The organism is Paracoccus ravus, from assembly GCF_004522175.1.
Taxonomy (GTDB): Bacteria; Pseudomonadota; Alphaproteobacteria; order Rhodobacterales; family Rhodobacteraceae; genus Paracoccus; species Paracoccus ravus.
Genome location: NZ_SDEB01000005.1, coordinates 122,028 through 136,916 on the forward strand (window position 1 = coordinate 122,028; position 14,889 = coordinate 136,916).

A 14,889-nucleotide genomic window follows, 5' to 3' on the forward strand; every position below is an offset into this window, starting at 1 on the left:
TCAGCCATTCTCCGGCGGCATCAAGGCCATGCCGACAAAGGTCTGGTTGACATGCATCCCGCTATGCTGCTCGCCATAGGTGTTGAAGCCGCCGACATGGTAGCGGGCCAGAAGCTGGGACATCTGCTCTTCCATCCCCGCCCGCTGCAGCGCCAGCCGCCGCAGGATGCAGTCAAAGCCCAACACGATCAGCGGCGGGCGGGGCAGCGCATCCATCGCCTCGGCAAAACCGCGCGTCATGTCCACCGCATGGCCAAGCGTCAGGATATTGCCCGCCTCGATCCCCGAAAGCAGATGCAGGCCGCCATCCTGGGTGATCGCGCGGATCGCCCGGACATGGTGCCTGCGCCCGGTACGTTGCAGCAGCGGATGGCGCGCGAAATCAGCCGCCGTCAGTTCCGAAAGCCGCAGCCCGGCCAGACGCGCATATTCCTGCGCCGCGGGCTCTGCATTCAATTCCCAGATGATGCGGTTCTGAGGATCGGCGGCGGTGACGACCGCGCGCCGGTCGCTGGGCTTGAAATGCGCAAAAGAGACCTCGGCCACGGCCAGATCCGTTTCCACCAGCAAAAAGACCGCAGCGCCGGGGTGGGCCGCGCCATCGACCATCTGGCAGGTGGGAAGAAAGCCTAGCCCCCCCGCGGCCGACCCCCCGATTACCGGCAGATCCGGGATCGCCGCATCCAGCGTGGCGACCAGGACATCCTCTTGCCGGGCCTGGGCATCAGCCAACAACACGCCGAAACGCGAGCGGCCTGGCCTGCGGCCAAAACCGGCATCGAGCCGGCGCAAGCTCGCCATCCAATCGGTGACAGGAACATGCGCCTGATCGCGAAGCAGGCAGGTCGCGACCCGGAAACTCGCGCCCGGAAAGCCGATCGCCACCACGCTGTCGCGGCAATAGCCGGACGGGCCGATCTCTCCGGCCGATGAGCAGCCGACCACCCGACATTCGCGGCCGAGCGCGCTGCAAAGCCTGCGGCCCAGCGAGACCAGACCTTCGCGCGGTTCGCCGAACAGCAGGACCAGCGCGGGCGCAAGCGGCTGCATCCGGTCAAGGATGCTGGCCGCAAGATCGCCCGCATCGGCGGGCAGCGACAAGGTGACCGGCGCAAGAGAGCGGGCCGCCTCGTCCGGACGCGCGGCGGATCCCGGCCAATGCTCGGTCATGACTTCGTTCATGCCGGCTCGAACAGCCTCACGCTATTGGCGAGCAATACGGCCTGGGTCCGGCGGCGCGCATTGATCTTGGACATGATGGCCGTGATATGGGTCTTGACGGTGGCCTCGGCGATTGAAAGCTCGTAGCTGATCTCTTTGTTCGCCTTGCCCTGGCAGATCAGCCGAAGGATCTTCATCTGCTGGGGTGTCAGGCTGGAAAAGCGCTTGGCCAAGGCCGCGCGGGCGGCATCCCCTTCGGCGCCTTCCTCGGGCAGATAGCCTTCCGGAGTGACATGCTCGCCCTCCCAGATGCGGCGCAGGCTGCTGACCAGCGCCTCGCGGCCCAGCGATTTCGAGATATAGCCCTGCGCCCCCGCCGCCATGGCAGCCGAGATCATCGCGTTTTCCAGATCGGCCGAGATCATCGTGATCGGCACATCCGGGAGCTGGCGGCGCAGGATGACCAGCCCTTCGGACCCCCTGGCATCCGGCAGGTTCAGGTCCAGGATCACCGCATCGGGCGCACCCTGGTTGCGGATCTGTTCGATGGCCGCCGCCAGGCTGCGCGCCGTGCGCACATTCCGGAGTCCGAAGCTGATCTTCAGTGTAAGCGCGAGCGCGTCGCACATCAGCGGGTGGTCGTCGACGATCAGGATCTCGCGCACGCGATCGGCAGAAAGTCTGATCGGCGCGGATCTGTCTTGCCCTTGCGATATGGCTGAGGCCATCGTTCTCCTCCCAAAGAAACGAATGGTTGCCGAACTGCGGCCCGGCTTCAGATGCGCTCATCTTAGGCCGCATTGGTCTTGGCGCAAGCCCGATGGCGTCGCAGGGTGAAATCTCCTAAGACTTTGGCGGGATTGGCGCGGCCCAACCGGCTGTGGCAAGCTGCCGCAAGGGAGTGAGAAAGCAGATGATGCATCTGAGCAGACGATTCGCGCTGATCGGAGGCGCGGCGGCGCTATCAGGTCTGGGCAGGGCGGCGCATGCCGCAACGGTGCCGACCATCCGGATCGGCACCTTGGAAAACGGTACCGTGAACTGGGAAATCCAGACCATCATCCGGGCGGGCTTCGACAAGGCCAATGGGTTCTCGCTGGTGCCGATGATCCTTGCCGGCAATCCAGCGACGCAAGTGGCGATGCAGGGCGGCGAGGTCGATACGATCGTCTCGGATTGGCTCTGGGTCGCGCAGCAGCGGGCACGGGGCACGGATTTCACCTTCCTGCCCTATTCCACCGCCGTGGGCGGGCTGATGGTGCGCGGCGACAGTCCGGTCAGGACGCTGGCCGATCTGAAAGGGCGCAAGATCGGCATCGCCGGCGGCCCGGTCGATAAAAGCTGGCTGATCCTGCGGGCATGGTCGCGCGAAAAGCTGGGCCAGGACCTGGCCGAGATCACCGAGCAGGTCTTTGGCGCGCCGCCCATGATCATGAATGCCGCCGAAACGGGCGAGGTCGATGCGGCGATCAACTTCTGGCATTTCCAGGCCAAGATGCAGGCGCGCGGCATGCGCGAAGTGATGTCGGTGGACGATGCGGCGCGCGATCTGGGTCTGGATCCCTCGACGCCGCTTCTGGGCTATGTGCTGCGCGAAAGCTGGATCGCGCAGAACCCTGATCTTGCCTCGGGCCTCGCCCGGGCCTCGCGCGCGGCCAAGGACCTGCTGGCCCAAGACGACGCCGCGTGGCTGGAAATCCGGCCCTTGATGAACGCGGCGGATGACGCGGAATTCGAGGCGCTCAAGGCGGGCTTCCGCGCCGGCATCCCCTCGGGCGGGTCGGTTTCCACTGCCTCGGCCGAGCAGATGTTCAAGACCATGGCCACGCTTGGCGGGGCCGAGCTGACCGGTGGCATCGAAACCCTGCCCCAGGGGCTTTTCTGGTCGCCGGAGAGCTGAGCTTGCCCCAGCCCCGTCCGCCGCGCTCGGCCGTTCTGCCGGGACTGCTCTCGATCCTCGCCATGCTGGCCTTGTGGAGCCTGGCCTCGCAACTGACCGAGCGCCCGCAGACCCTGCCCGCGCCCTGGGAGGTGCTGGGTCGGATTGGCGATCTCGCGGCCAGCGGCGAGCTGTGGTTCAACTCGGGCATGACCCTGATGCGCGTGGCGTCCAGCTTTGCGCTGGCCATGGCGGTGGGTCTGGTGATCGGCCTGGTGATGGGACGCAGCCGGCGGGTCGATGACTGGCTCAATCCCGGCCTGATCATTTTGCTGAACATCCCCGCGCTGGTCGTGATCGTGCTGTGCTATATCTGGATCGGCCTGAACGAGACGGCGGCGATCCTGGCCGTCGCGCTGAACAAGATCCCGGTCGTCGCGGTCATGATCCGCGAGGGCGCACGCGCCCTGCGCCCCGATCTGGACGAGATGGCCCGCGCCTTTCACATGACCACGTTCAATCGGCTGCGACATGTCGTGCTGCCGCAACTCGCGCCGCAGATCGCCGGTGCGGCGCGGGCCGGGATCTCGCTGATCTGGAAGATCGTGCTGGTGGTCGAATTCCTCGGCCGCTCGAACGGTGTGGGCTTCAAGATCCATCTGCTGTTTTCCAGCTTCGACGTCGAGGGCGTGCTGGCCTGGGCGCTGGCCTTTGTGGGCGTGATGCTCGCGATCGATCTCGGCATCCTGCGCCCCTGGGAGCGGCGCGCCAATCGCTGGAGGCAGGATGCGCCTTGATCTTGTCGAAAAGCGCTTTGGCGAGCGGCGGATTCTGGGTCCGATGAAACTTTCGGCCTCACGCGGAGAGCGGATCGCATTGCTTGGTCCTTCGGGGATCGGGAAATCCACCTTGCTGCGGATCCTCACCGGGCTTGATCGCGATTTTCGTGGCACGCGCGAGGGGGATGAAAGGCTGGCCCCGGTGTTTCAGGAACCCGTCTTGCTGCCTTGGCGCAATGCTCTGGCGAATATCGTCATCCCCACCGGCTGCGCCGAGGCCGAGGCGCGCCAATGGATGGAGCGCACCGGGCTTACCGGACATGAAGGAAAATTTCCGCGTCAGATGTCGCTGGGCCAGCAAAGGCGGCTGGCTTTGGCGCGGGCCTTTGCCGCCGCACCCGATATCCTGCTGATGGATGAACCCTTTGCGTCGCTCGATGCCGAAACGGCGGCGCGCATGGTGGCTCTGACCGATGCGTTGCTGACGCGCAGCGGCGCGGGGCTGGTCATCGTCACCCATGATCCCGCCGAGGCCAGGGCGCTGCGCGCCCGCAGCCTGAAGCTGGCCGGAAGCCCCGCGCAGCTTCAGAAGGACTGATCCCAGACGCGCCCTTCGGTATCCGCCGCGTGAACCGTCACCTCGCCCTGCCCCGGCTGATGGGCAAAGCGAAAGACCGGGTCCTCCGAGATCGAGATCCCGGCCGTCATGGTGAACAACTCCTGCCCGGCCTGCCGGACCTCGAGCGTCTGGATGAACTCGGCCGGGATGGTGAGCAGCGTGACCTGATCACGCTGAAGCCCCGAGAAATTGGGATGGCGGATCATCAGCGTGCCGAACTGCCGGTCGCCGTCTTCGCCCAGGCGAAAGCGCATCTGGCCCATGGTCGCCCGAACATCGGCCATGCTTTTCCCCGCAGGCGCGGCGCAGCCGCCCGATGCCTTGACATAGCGCCCCGCCATGACCTTGCGCCCATCGGCAAGCGTGGCGATGGCCCGCAGGTCGGAATAGGTATCGACCCGAACCCGGACCTCGAAATCCAGCGGCATCAGCGCCTCGCCAAAGGTGAATTCGGCGGCGACCGGCGCCGGGTTTCCATCCACCACGAGGGTCAGAGACCGGATCGCCGGGGCACCGGGCGGCTGCGTGATCCGGACCGGAACCAAGGCTGGATTATCGGCCCGCTTGGGCGCATCCAGCAGGATCACCGAGGGGTCGATCGCGGGTTCGTCCTCGGTGCCGATGATGCTGGCACGCAGGTCATCCCATATCGGCGAGGGCTCAAGCGGGTTCTCGACCTCGGCACCCCGCGCCACGGGGGACAGCATCAGCAAGGCAATCAGAAAAGCGGCGGAATGTTTCATCGCGACGTCTCCCGTTCCATGCGGCGATAGACAAGCGCCACGTCATCGCTGTCGGCATCCGCCTCGGCCATTGCGCGCAGCCGGGCGTTGTGGGGCGAAAGCGAGCAGACCGGATCAGTGGCCAGCGGGTCGCGGGCGACGGCCATGGCCTGACACCGGCAGCCGCCGAAATCGACCTCGCGCCGGGCGCAACTTGAACAGGGCTCGCGCATCCAGCCCGTGCCGCGAAAGGCGTTGAAGGCAGGCCCATCGCGCCAGATCTCGGCCAGAGGCGCCTCGCGGATCGTCTGGAATTCCAGCCCCGGAATGGTCTGGGCGGCGTGGCAGGGCAGGACCGTCCCGTCCGGCGCGACATTCAGCCCGGTCGAGCCCCAGCCCCCCATGCAGCTTTTAGGATAGGTGGCGTGGTGATCGGCCGGGACATAGTCGATCACCATGCGCCCGCGCAGCCGGGTGCGGGCCGCATTGACCACCTCGCGGGCGCGTTGCGCCTGCGCCATGGTCGGCATCAGCGGCCTTCGGTTCAGATCGGCCCAGCCGTGGAACTGGACGGTCGCGACCTCGATCCGGCGGCATTCAAGCCGCTCGGCCAGGTCGATCATCTCGGGCAGGCGATCAAGGTTCTGGCGATGCACCACCGCGTTCAGCGTGATCGGAAAACCGACCGCCCGGACCCACTCCGCCACCTGCATCTTGCGCGAAAAGCTGCCCGCATAGCCGCTGATCCAATCGGCCATGTCGCTGTCGATGCCCTGCAGCGAAAGCTGGACATGATCGACCAGCCCGTCGAGATCGCGCAGCCGGGCCTCGGTCAGCCCGATCCCCGAGGTGATCAGGTTGACATACAAGCCCGCATCACGCGCGGCGGCGGCGATCTCGCGCAGATCGCGCCGCGAGGCTGGCTCGCCCCCCGAAAGATGCACATGCAGCACCCCCATATCGGCGGCCTGTCGGAACAGATCGGCCCATTCGGCGGTCGAAAGCTCGGCACTGATCCGGGTCAGTTCGACCGGGTTCGAGCAATAGGGACAGGAAAGCGGACAACGATGGGTCAGCTCGGCCAGCATCGCCATGGGCAAGCCGGCCTGAACCGGATTTCCCAAGATGTCATGGCGCGCGGCTGCCTGATCCATGATCCTCACGCGCCCCCATCGGCTGACAGGAAAACCATGCGCCGGTCCACCAGTCCTTGCAGGAAATCCCGCACATCCGCCTCGATCTGTTCGACGGGCGCGGCATAGCGCTGGCTGAGAAGCAAGATGACATCGCCGATGCTGCGCCGCCCGTCGAGTTCCGACAGGATGGCGTCGCCAACGGCGTCAAGCTGGATCGCCCGTTCCGGGGCCAGCAGCACGCGAATGCCTCGGACCCGGTCGTCATGCAGCCGCACGCCGCGCGGCAGATGCGCCACCGAGGCGTTGCTGATCCGATGCTCGATCATACCGCCTCGGCCCTTTCCACGCCCTGAAGCGCAAGCCCTTCGCCCGGACGCCACGCGCCGGGAGGGATCCGACCCTCGACATAACCATGCCAGAGCGCATCAAGCTGCGCCCATAGCACATCCGTCTTGAAGCTCAGCGCAGCCGCGGCGGCATCCTGCTTTTCCAGCGTATCGGCATGGTCGAGAACGTAGTTCAGGCCGAATTCGACATCCTTCGGCGCCTCGCTCAGGCGCTTGCGGAAATAGGACAGGCTGGTTTCATCGGCAAAGTCATAATGCTTCAACAACCCCTCGATCCTTTCGGCATGGATCTTGGGGGCGAACATCTCGGTCAGGCTGGCGGCCACCGCATCCAGCATCGGCATGTCGCGCACGAAGCGCAGATAGGCATCGACCGCAAAGCGGGTGGCGGGCATGACCCCCGCGCCACTGGCGACGTAATTGGGATCGAGCCCCACGGCCTTTGCCAGCGCAAGCCAGCGCCGGATGCCCCCACCCTCATTGACGCCGCCATCGTGATCCTCGATGCGCGAGCGCCAGATCCGCCGCAGCTGCGGATCCTCGATCCGGGACATGAAGGCCGCGTCCTTCATCGGGATGCGGGATTGGTATTGCCAGCGGTTGATGACCCAGGCCCGGACCTCGTCGCGGCTGCATTCTCCGCCATGCAGCCTTTTGTGGAACGGGTGGCGATCGTGATAGCGCTCGGCCCCGATGCGCTTGAGCCGCTCGTGAAATTCGAGGCGCGAAAGCGGGGCATGATCGGCAAGTTTCATGGTGCGATCTCCATTCCGTCATGGCCGACATGCCAGCCCGCCGCCTGCGCCAGGGCGCGCTCGGGGCTGGCCGGATCGACGAGGGGGTTCGAATTGTTGAGATGGACATAGATCCGCCGGCCCAGCGTCACATCGGCCAAAGCGGCCATGCTGCCCTCGGGGCCCGAGACCGGAACATGGCCCATGCGCCGGCCAGTCTTGGCCCCCAATCCTGCCCGGATCATCTCGTCATCGGTCCAGAGCGTGCCGTCGAACAGCAAGGCATCCGCGCCGCTGACGCGCTGCTTGAGCCAATCGGGGACAAGCGCGCAGCCGGGAATGTAAAAGACCCTTTGCCCGCCGCTCGACAATTCGACGCCCACGGTCTGCTCGCCCATCTGGCCGGTTTCCACCTGCGCGCCTTCCAGATAGAGCGCCACCTTTCCCGGCACCGCAAAGAGCCGGGCGACAAGTCCGGGTGCAAGCTCGAAATCCTGATCCAGCTCGATCTCGCGGCGCCTGACCCAACGCCCGTCAAGCGCGGCGAGCATGGGATTGTCCGCCAGAACGCGGTGGATGGCGGATGTCGCGAAAAGATCGAAGCTCTGGGATTCGCGCAGCGTCAATAGGCCGGCGACGTGATCGATATCGCCGTTGGTTACCAGCACGGACCGGATCGGCGTATCGCGCAGATTGCGGGGGCGTAGCTCGCTTCGGCAGGCAATCTGCTGACGCAGATCCGGCGAGGCGTTGATCAAGGCCCAATCGCTGCCATTCGCGGAAATCGCGATTCCACTCTGGCTCATCGAGGGGATGCGCCCGTCGCGCGCTGCCTCGCAATTCAGGCAGCCGCAATTCCATTGCGGCAGACCCCCACCGGCTGCGGTGCCGAGAATTACAATTCTCATCATGGATTCAGATACGGCCGACCCTGCCGGGCAGGACCGGCCGATTTCAGGTCTGAATTGGGTTCAGAACAGCACCGGCTCGTCTTCGGCCGGGGCATACATGTTGATTTCCATGCCGCAGGAAACTTCCTTGAGCACGGGTTTGGTCCAGGCCATGGGTTCCTCCTCCTCTGGCGCCAGTCGACTGGCAGAATGATGCTAGGCCAGCAGGCGTTTTCGTCAACTGGACCAAAGGTCTTAGGCAGGATGACCCGAACCGGACGGGTGAAATCCCCCCGATTCTGGGCTGTGGTGCAGGCGCTGCGGGCATGTTACGGTCGCCCGCCGCGCGTTATCACGGAGGCTTGATGTTCCATCTGGTTCTTGCGACATGCTTGGTAAGCGACCCGGCGATCTGCGCGGAGCGCCTGCTGCCTGCCGCCGATGCCCAAACCGAGGACGAGTGCCGCAGCCGGGCCGAACCGATCGCCCGCGACTGGTTGGCGCGCCACGGCGATCTGCGCGGCGGCGAGGCACGCTGTGTCGAAACCGGCGAACTTCCGGCCTTGCTCACCCATGAGATCGCCAGCGGTGTTCATCTGCGCGAGGGCGCGGTGGCCCAGCTTTCGCCCCAGAACCGGGGGCAGATCGCCAATCTGGCTTTCATCGTGGGGGACACGGTGGCGGTGATCGACGCCGGCACGACGCGATCCGAAGGCGAGGCGCTCTATGCCGCGATAAGACGAATCACCGATCGGCCGGTCAGCCATCTGATCCTGACCCATATGCATCCCGACCATGTTCTGGGGGCCGAGGTCTTTGCCGAGGCCGGAGCGAGCATCGTGGGCAATGCGGGCCTGGCCGAGGCGCTGGCCCGGCGCGGCGAGGCCTGGATGATGTCCATTCCCGACCAGATCGGCCGGGAGGTCTTTCTGGGAACACGAATTGCTCCGGTCGATCAAAGTATCGAGCGCCCGACGACCATCCCGCTTGGCTCGACCCGTTTGCAGCTTAATCCGCAGCCCCGCGCCCATACGGATAATGATCTGACCGTCCATGACGAGGAATCGGGTGTCTTCTTTGCCGGTGACCTGATCATGCAGGGGCTGACGCCCTCGCTCGACGGATCGCTTTCGGGCTGGCTCGACTGGATCGCGGCCGGTCCCCCCGATCCCCAACCCAGCCTGATCGTTCCCGGCCATGGGGCAATTCAGGAGGACTGGGACGACGCGGTTGCCCCGCAGCTTACCTATCTGAGCAGTCTGCGCGACGCGACGATGCGTGCGGTCACGGCAGGCATGCCGCTGTCCCAGGCCATCGGAGCCATCGTCACCATGATGAAGCCCTGGTCCGAGGGATGGGCCGATTTCGAGGCAACCACCGCCCGCAACGCCGCTACGGCCTTTGCGCAGATGGAGTGGGAATAGACTCTGCCCGGATCACTGGCGCTTTCCCCGCGGCAAAGGACTTCTTGCCCCCAACGGCGCTCAGGCCGATAATCGCGAGATCGCGTCAGGAGAGGGAGGAGACCTTGCCCGTACGCCGACATGAGGACCGCGTGGCCATGGCCTCGCAATCTCCGGGTGCCGTGACGCGGCTCGCCGCAAGCTGGCGGCGCTCGATGATGAAGCACGGGCTGGACCCGGCGGGCGCGCCAAGCGTGCGCCAGTTGAGCGCTCGCGAACTAGCGCAGCGGCGCGAATTGCTGGATGGTTTCATCAATGTCGCCCGGCCGCAATTGGATCATCTGTTCCAGCTTGTCTGCCCGACCGGATGCAGCGTTCTTTTGACCGATTCCGCCGGGATCGTTCTGGAGCAGCGCGTTGCGCAGGCCGATGAGGGGGTGTTTCGCGGCTGGGGCCTGTGCAGCGGCGCGGATTGGTCCGAGGCCGCCGAGGGCACCAATGGCATCGGCACCTGCCTCGCCGAGGGGCGGCAGGTCACCATCCATCGCGACGAGCATTTCTATGCCCGCAATACCGCGCTGTCCTGCATGGATGCGCCGATCTGGGGGCCGGATGGGCGGCTGATCGCGGCCTTGGATGTCAGTTCGGCCCGCACCGATACCGAGCGTTGGAACGGACTTATCGCGGCGCAGGTCGCCCATAGTGCCCGCCAGATCGAGGCGGCGTTTTTCCGTGCCTCATTCCCCGGCGCGCGCATCATCACCGCCGATCCTCCCGGTGCCGACGAGGCGCTTCTGCTGATCGCCGTGGATAAGGACGATCTGGCGATTGGCGCGAACCGCGCCGCCCGCCGCGTCTTCGGGCTGGAGAAAGAGGGCAAGCTGCGGCCCCGCCCGGCCTCGGACCTGTTCGGCCGCGAGGACGAGGCAACTGGCTTCGAAAAGGCCGAGCGCGCGGCATTGATTCGGGCCTTGGCGCGCGCTGAGGGCAATGTCTCGGCCGCCGCCCGCGCGCTGGGTGTCGGGCGCGCGACGCTATATCGGCGCATGTCCCGCTTGGGGATATCCGAAAATCCGGGGCGACTGTCTCGGGGCTGAAACACATTCCGCGCTGCGGCGTAAGCCCCGCGTTGATTTGTCTGCACGCCCGTCACAGGCTTTCCTCAGCACCGGCTGGAGGAGCCGGTCCGACAGGAGGAAACCATGCCAAACGACCAGACGCATGACTTCAAGGGTGTGAATGTGATGCCCTTTGCGAAGCGTTACGACAATTATATCGGCGGCGATTGGGTCGCGCCGAAATCCGGGAAATATTTCACCAACACGACACCCATCACCGGGGCCGATATCGGCGAGATCGCCCGTTCCAGCGCCGAGGATATCGAGGCCGCGCTGGACGCCGCCCATGCCGTCAAGGATCGCTGGGGTCAGACCCCCGCTGCCGAGCGTTCGAACATCCTGCTGAAAATCGCCGACCGGATGGAGGCCAATCTCGAACTGCTCGCCACCGCCGAGACTTGGGACAATGGCAAGCCGATCCGCGAGACGATGGCCGCCGACGTGCCGCTGGCCATCGACCATTTCCGCTATTTCGCCGGTGTCCTGCGCGCGCAGGAAGGCTCGATCTCGCAGATCGACGAGACCACCATCGCCTATCACTTCCATGAGCCACTGGGCGTCGTCGGCCAGATCATCCCGTGGAACTTCCCGCTGCTGATGGCCTGCTGGAAACTGGCCCCGGCGCTCGCTGCCGGGAACTGCGTGGTGCTGAAACCCGCCGAGCAGACCCCGGCCACCATCATGGTCTGGGCCAGCCTGATCGGCGATCTGCTGCCCCCGGGCGTCTTGAACATCGTCAACGGCTTCGGTCTGGAAGCCGGCAAACCGCTGGCATCCAGCCCGCGCATCTCGAAGATCGCCTTTACCGGGGAAACCACCACCGGTCGGCTGATCATGCAATATGCGTCGGAAAACCTGATCCCGGTGACGCTGGAGCTGGGCGGCAAATCCCCCAACATCTTCTTCGAAGACGTCGCCCGCGAGGACGATGATTTCTTCGACAAGGCGCTGGAAGGCTTCGCGATGTTCGCGCTGAACCAAGGCGAGGTCTGCACCTGCCCGTCGCGCGTGCTGATCCAAGAATCGATCTATGACCGCTTCATGGAACGCGCCGTGGCCCGCACCAAGGCGATCAAGCAGGGCGACCCGCGCGATCTGTCGACCATGATCGGCGCGCAGGCTTCGAGCGAGCAAAAGGAAAAGATCCTCAGCTATCTCGATATCGGCAAGAAGGAAGGTGCCGAAGTTCTGACCGGCGGCAAGGCGGCCGATCTGGGCGGAGAGCTGTCCTCGGGCTTCTATATCGAGCCGACGATCTTCCGCGGCACCAACAAGATGCGGATCTTCCAAGAGGAAATCTTTGGCCCGGTCGTTTCGGTCACCACCTTCAAGACCGAGGCCGAGGCGCTCGAGATCGCCAATGACACGCTTTACGGCCTCGGCGCGGGCGTGTGGTCGCGCGATGCGAATACCTGCTTCCGCATGGGCCGCGGCATCAAGGCGGGCCGGGTCTGGACGAACTGCTACCATGCCTATCCGGCCCATGCGGCCTTTGGCGGCTACAAGCAATCGGGCATCGGGCGCGAAACCCATAAGATGATGCTCGATCACTACCAGCAGACCAAAAACATGCTGGTCAGCTACTCGCCCAAAAAGCTGGGCTTCTTCTAAGCCCAAGACCGGGGCGCGCCGCGTCGCGCGCCCCCTTCCACGCGAATTCCCTTTCTGAATCGACAACCACGAGGTTCCTTGATGGCGAAGACGATGAAAGCCGCGGTCGTCCGCGAATTCGGCAAGCCCCTGACAATTGACGAAGTGCCGATCCCCGAACCGGGGCCGGGCATGATTCAGGTCGCGATCCAGGCCTCGGGCGTGTGCCATACCGATCTTCATGCCGCCTCGGGCGACTGGCCGGTGAAGCCGAACCCGCCCTTCATCCCGGGGCATGAGGGCGTGGGCTTCGTCTCGGGCGTCGGCGCCGGGGTGAAGCATGTCAAGGAGGGCGACCGCGTCGGCGTGCCCTGGCTCTACACCGCCTGCGGCCATTGTCGCCATTGCCTCGGCGGCTGGGAGACGCTTTGCACCGAGCAGCAGAATACCGGCTATTCGGTGAATGGAGGCTTTGCCGAATTCGTCGTGGCTGATCCGAACTATGTCGGCCATCTGCCCAAAGAGATCGACTTTCTGGAAATCGCCCCGGTGCTTTGCGCGGGCGTCACCGTGTACAAGGGGCTGAAGGTCACCGATACCAAACCCGGCGACTGGGTGGCGATCTCGGGCGTCGGCGGACTGGGTCATATGGCCGTGCAATATGCCAAGGCAATGGGGCTGAATGTCGCCGCCGTGGATATTCACGACGACAAGCTGGCCTTTGCCCGAAAGCTGGGCGCGACGGTGACCGTGAACGCCGCGACCGACAACGACCCCGCCGCGACAATCAAGCGCGAGACGGGTGGCGGCGCGCAGGGCGTCTTGGTCACCGCCGTCAGCCCCAAGGCCTTCGAGCAGGCCATCGGCATGGCCGCGCGCGGGGGGACGATCTCGCTGAACGGGCTGCCTCCGGGGACCTTTCCGCTCGATATCTTCGGCATGGTTCTGGACGGGATCACGGTGCGCGGCTCGATCGTCGGAACGCGGCTCGATCTGCAGGAATCGCTGGATTTCGCCGCGCAAGGCAAGGTGAAGGCCACCGTGCACAGCGCCAAGCTCGAGGAGATCAACGGGATCTTCGACCGCATGCGCAAGGACCAGATCGAGGGCCGCATGGTCCTTGATCTGACGGCATGACGATAGACCCGGCCCCGGCACTGGACCAAGTCGAGGCCACCTCCGCCGCGCTGGAGCTGCTGGCGGCGATCGTCGCAGATCACGGCCCGGTCCTGTTTCACCAGTCGGGCGGCTGCTGCGACGGCTCGTCGCCGATGTGCTATCCGCAGGGCGAATTCCGGCTCGGCGCGCGCGACGTGAAGCTGGGCGAGATCGGAGGCATGCCCTTCTACATCTCGGCCAGCCAATACGAGGCCTGGAAACATACCCGCCTGACCATCGACGCCGTTCCCGGGCGGGGCGGCATGTTCAGCCTCGACAATGGCCGCGAGAAGCGGTTCCTGGTCAGGTCAGATCTCTGCGAGATCTGACCCGAGGGCGCGGGCGCGAAGCCTCCCCTTTCCTGGCGCGCCCGCGCATCATCATTCGATGTTTACGCGATTGGCGCGCCTGCGCTAAAAGGGCCCCCGCAGACAGGAGGCCATGATGGCGCACAAGGTTTTCATCGACGGTGAAGCTGGCACGACCGGGTTGCAAATCCGCGACCGGTTGATCGGGCGCGACGAGATCGAACTGATCCAGATCGATCCTGCCCGCCGCAAGGATGCCGATGCCCGCCGCGAGGCCTTTGCCAGCGCCGATGTGGCAATCCTGTGCCTGCCCGATGCTGCCGCCAAAGAAGCCGTCGCGCTGGCCGCTGACCTGCCGGTGCGGTTCATCGACGCCTCGACCGCGCATCGCGTCGATCCGGACTGGGTTTTTGGCTTTGCCGAACTGACCCCGGATGCCCGCTCCGCGATTGCCGGGGCAAAGCTCGTGAGTAACCCCGGCTGCTATTCGACCGGCGCGATTTCGCTGCTGGCGCCGCTGGTCAAGGCCGGGCTGGTCACCCCGGACGAGGCTTTGTCGATCAACGCCGTTTCGGGCTATACCGGCGGCGGCAAAGAGATGATCGCCGAATATGAGCGCGGCGAGGCTCCGGCCCATTTCGTCTATGCGCTTGCCCAAAAGCACAAGCATCTGCCCGAGATCATGAAGTATGTGGGCCTGACCGCACGCCCGATCTTTGCCCCCTCGGTCGGGAATTTCGCGCAGGGCATGGCGGTGCAGATCCCGCTGCATCTGAATGCGACACGCAACCTTGCAAACCTGCGCGAGGCCTTGGCGGCGCATTATGCGGGCAGCCAGTTCATCTCGGTCACGGATGCGCCTGCGCGTATCGTGCCGACGGCGATGAACGGCACGAACCGTTTAGAGATCTCGGTTCATGGCGATGCCGAGAATGGCTGCGCGGTGCTGGTCGCGGTCTTGGACAATCTTGGAAAAGGTGCTTCGGGCGCGGCGGTCCAGAACCTCAACATCATGCTGGGCGCGGATGAGGGCGCGGGGCTTTAA

Annotated in this window: 17 protein-coding genes; 9 read left to right on the forward strand and 8 right to left on the reverse strand. The window is 65.2% G+C overall.

Going from position 1 to position 14,889, the window contains the following annotated elements; translation table 11 throughout:
* Together ESZ60_RS06140 and ESZ60_RS06145 are read right to left on the reverse strand one after the other, a co-directional pair.
* The gene (locus tag ESZ60_RS06140; RefSeq protein ID WP_245155593.1) at positions 1 to 1,170 is read right to left on the reverse strand and encodes an FIST N-terminal domain-containing protein; all 1,170 of its coding nucleotides are present in this window, start codon (positions 1,168 to 1,170) and stop codon (positions 1 to 3) included.
* Positions 1,171 to 1,178: 8 nt separating this feature from the next.
* Positions 1,179 to 1,889, reverse strand: coding sequence for a response regulator transcription factor (locus ESZ60_RS06145; protein WP_134679546.1), 711 nt, complete (start codon positions 1,887 to 1,889; stop codon positions 1,179 to 1,181).
* A 188-nt stretch (positions 1,890 to 2,077) separates the two neighbouring features.
* Between ESZ60_RS06145 and ESZ60_RS06150 the strand changes: the two genes are divergently transcribed.
* The 3 genes from ESZ60_RS06150 to ESZ60_RS06160 all read left to right on the forward strand — a co-directional run bounded on the left by ESZ60_RS06150 (position 2,078) and on the right by ESZ60_RS06160 (position 4,417).
* A complete protein-coding gene (locus ESZ60_RS06150) occupies positions 2,078 to 3,061 on the forward strand; it encodes an ABC transporter substrate-binding protein (protein WP_134679639.1) in 984 nt (327 codons plus the stop codon).
* A gap of 62 nt (positions 3,062 to 3,123) precedes the next feature.
* Positions 3,124 to 3,837: an ABC transporter permease gene (locus ESZ60_RS06155; RefSeq protein WP_134679641.1), complete on the forward strand. Its 714-nt coding sequence runs from the start codon at positions 3,124 to 3,126 to the stop codon at positions 3,835 to 3,837.
* The gene (locus ESZ60_RS06160; RefSeq protein WP_134679547.1) at positions 3,827 to 4,417 is read left to right on the forward strand and encodes an ATP-binding cassette domain-containing protein; all 591 of its coding nucleotides are present in this window, start codon (positions 3,827 to 3,829) and stop codon (positions 4,415 to 4,417) included. The genes ESZ60_RS06155 and ESZ60_RS06160 overlap by 11 nt, the downstream gene beginning before the upstream one ends.
* Here ESZ60_RS06160 and ESZ60_RS06165 read toward each other — a convergent pair.
* The 6 genes from ESZ60_RS06165 to pqqA form a co-directional block, all read right to left on the reverse strand.
* Positions 4,405 to 5,181: a quinoprotein dehydrogenase-associated SoxYZ-like carrier gene (locus ESZ60_RS06165; protein WP_245155594.1), complete on the reverse strand. Its 777-nt coding sequence runs from the start codon at positions 5,179 to 5,181 to the stop codon at positions 4,405 to 4,407. The two genes, ESZ60_RS06160 and ESZ60_RS06165, sit on opposite strands and share 13 nt — an antisense overlap.
* Positions 5,178 to 6,314 carry a pyrroloquinoline quinone biosynthesis protein PqqE gene (pqqE, locus tag ESZ60_RS06170; RefSeq protein WP_134679548.1) on the reverse strand — a complete coding sequence of 379 codons (1,137 nt, stop codon included), beginning with the start codon at positions 6,312 to 6,314 and terminating at the stop codon, positions 5,178 to 5,180. Before pqqE ends, ESZ60_RS06165 begins: the two co-directional genes overlap by 4 nt.
* A gap of 5 nt (positions 6,315 to 6,319) precedes the next feature.
* Positions 6,320 to 6,622 carry a pyrroloquinoline quinone biosynthesis peptide chaperone PqqD gene (gene pqqD / locus ESZ60_RS06175; RefSeq protein WP_134679549.1) on the reverse strand — a complete coding sequence of 101 codons (303 nt, stop codon included), beginning with the start codon at positions 6,620 to 6,622 and terminating at the stop codon, positions 6,320 to 6,322.
* Positions 6,619 to 7,398, reverse strand: a complete 780-nt coding sequence (gene pqqC, locus ESZ60_RS06180) for a pyrroloquinoline-quinone synthase PqqC (RefSeq protein WP_134679550.1) — start codon at positions 7,396 to 7,398, stop codon at positions 6,619 to 6,621. The genes pqqD and pqqC overlap by 4 nt, the downstream gene beginning before the upstream one ends.
* Positions 7,395 to 8,285, reverse strand: a complete 891-nt coding sequence (pqqB, locus tag ESZ60_RS06185) for a pyrroloquinoline quinone biosynthesis protein PqqB (protein ID WP_134679642.1) — start codon at positions 8,283 to 8,285, stop codon at positions 7,395 to 7,397. The genes pqqC and pqqB overlap by 4 nt, the downstream gene beginning before the upstream one ends.
* A gap of 63 nt (positions 8,286 to 8,348) precedes the next feature.
* Positions 8,349 to 8,441 carry a pyrroloquinoline quinone precursor peptide PqqA gene (gene pqqA, locus ESZ60_RS06190; RefSeq protein WP_134679551.1) on the reverse strand — a complete coding sequence of 31 codons (93 nt, stop codon included), beginning with the start codon at positions 8,439 to 8,441 and terminating at the stop codon, positions 8,349 to 8,351.
* 191 nt (positions 8,442 to 8,632) lie between these two features.
* Between pqqA and ESZ60_RS06195 the strand changes: the two genes are divergently transcribed.
* From ESZ60_RS06195 to argC, 6 genes are all read left to right on the forward strand, one after another.
* Entirely contained in the window at positions 8,633 to 9,691 is a 1,059-nt protein-coding gene (locus tag ESZ60_RS06195; protein ID WP_134679552.1) for a quinoprotein relay system zinc metallohydrolase 2, read from the forward strand.
* 137 nt (positions 9,692 to 9,828) lie between these two features.
* On the forward strand, positions 9,829 to 10,767 hold the full coding sequence (locus ESZ60_RS06200; RefSeq protein WP_134679643.1) for a GAF domain-containing protein: 939 nt from the start codon (positions 9,829 to 9,831) through the stop codon (positions 10,765 to 10,767).
* A gap of 105 nt (positions 10,768 to 10,872) precedes the next feature.
* A complete protein-coding gene (adh, locus tag ESZ60_RS06205) occupies positions 10,873 to 12,399 on the forward strand; it encodes an aldehyde dehydrogenase (protein ID WP_134679553.1) in 1,527 nt (508 codons plus the stop codon).
* 81 nt (positions 12,400 to 12,480) lie between these two features.
* Positions 12,481 to 13,515 carry an alcohol dehydrogenase AdhP gene (adhP, locus tag ESZ60_RS06210; protein ID WP_134679554.1) on the forward strand — a complete coding sequence of 345 codons (1,035 nt, stop codon included), beginning with the start codon at positions 12,481 to 12,483 and terminating at the stop codon, positions 13,513 to 13,515.
* A complete protein-coding gene (locus ESZ60_RS06215; protein ID WP_134679555.1) occupies positions 13,512 to 13,865 on the forward strand; it encodes a DUF779 domain-containing protein in 354 nt (117 codons plus the stop codon). Before adhP ends, ESZ60_RS06215 begins: the two co-directional genes overlap by 4 nt.
* Before the next feature lie 112 nt (positions 13,866 to 13,977).
* Entirely contained in the window at positions 13,978 to 14,889 is a 912-nt protein-coding gene (gene argC, locus ESZ60_RS06220; protein ID WP_342365227.1) for an N-acetyl-gamma-glutamyl-phosphate reductase, read from the forward strand.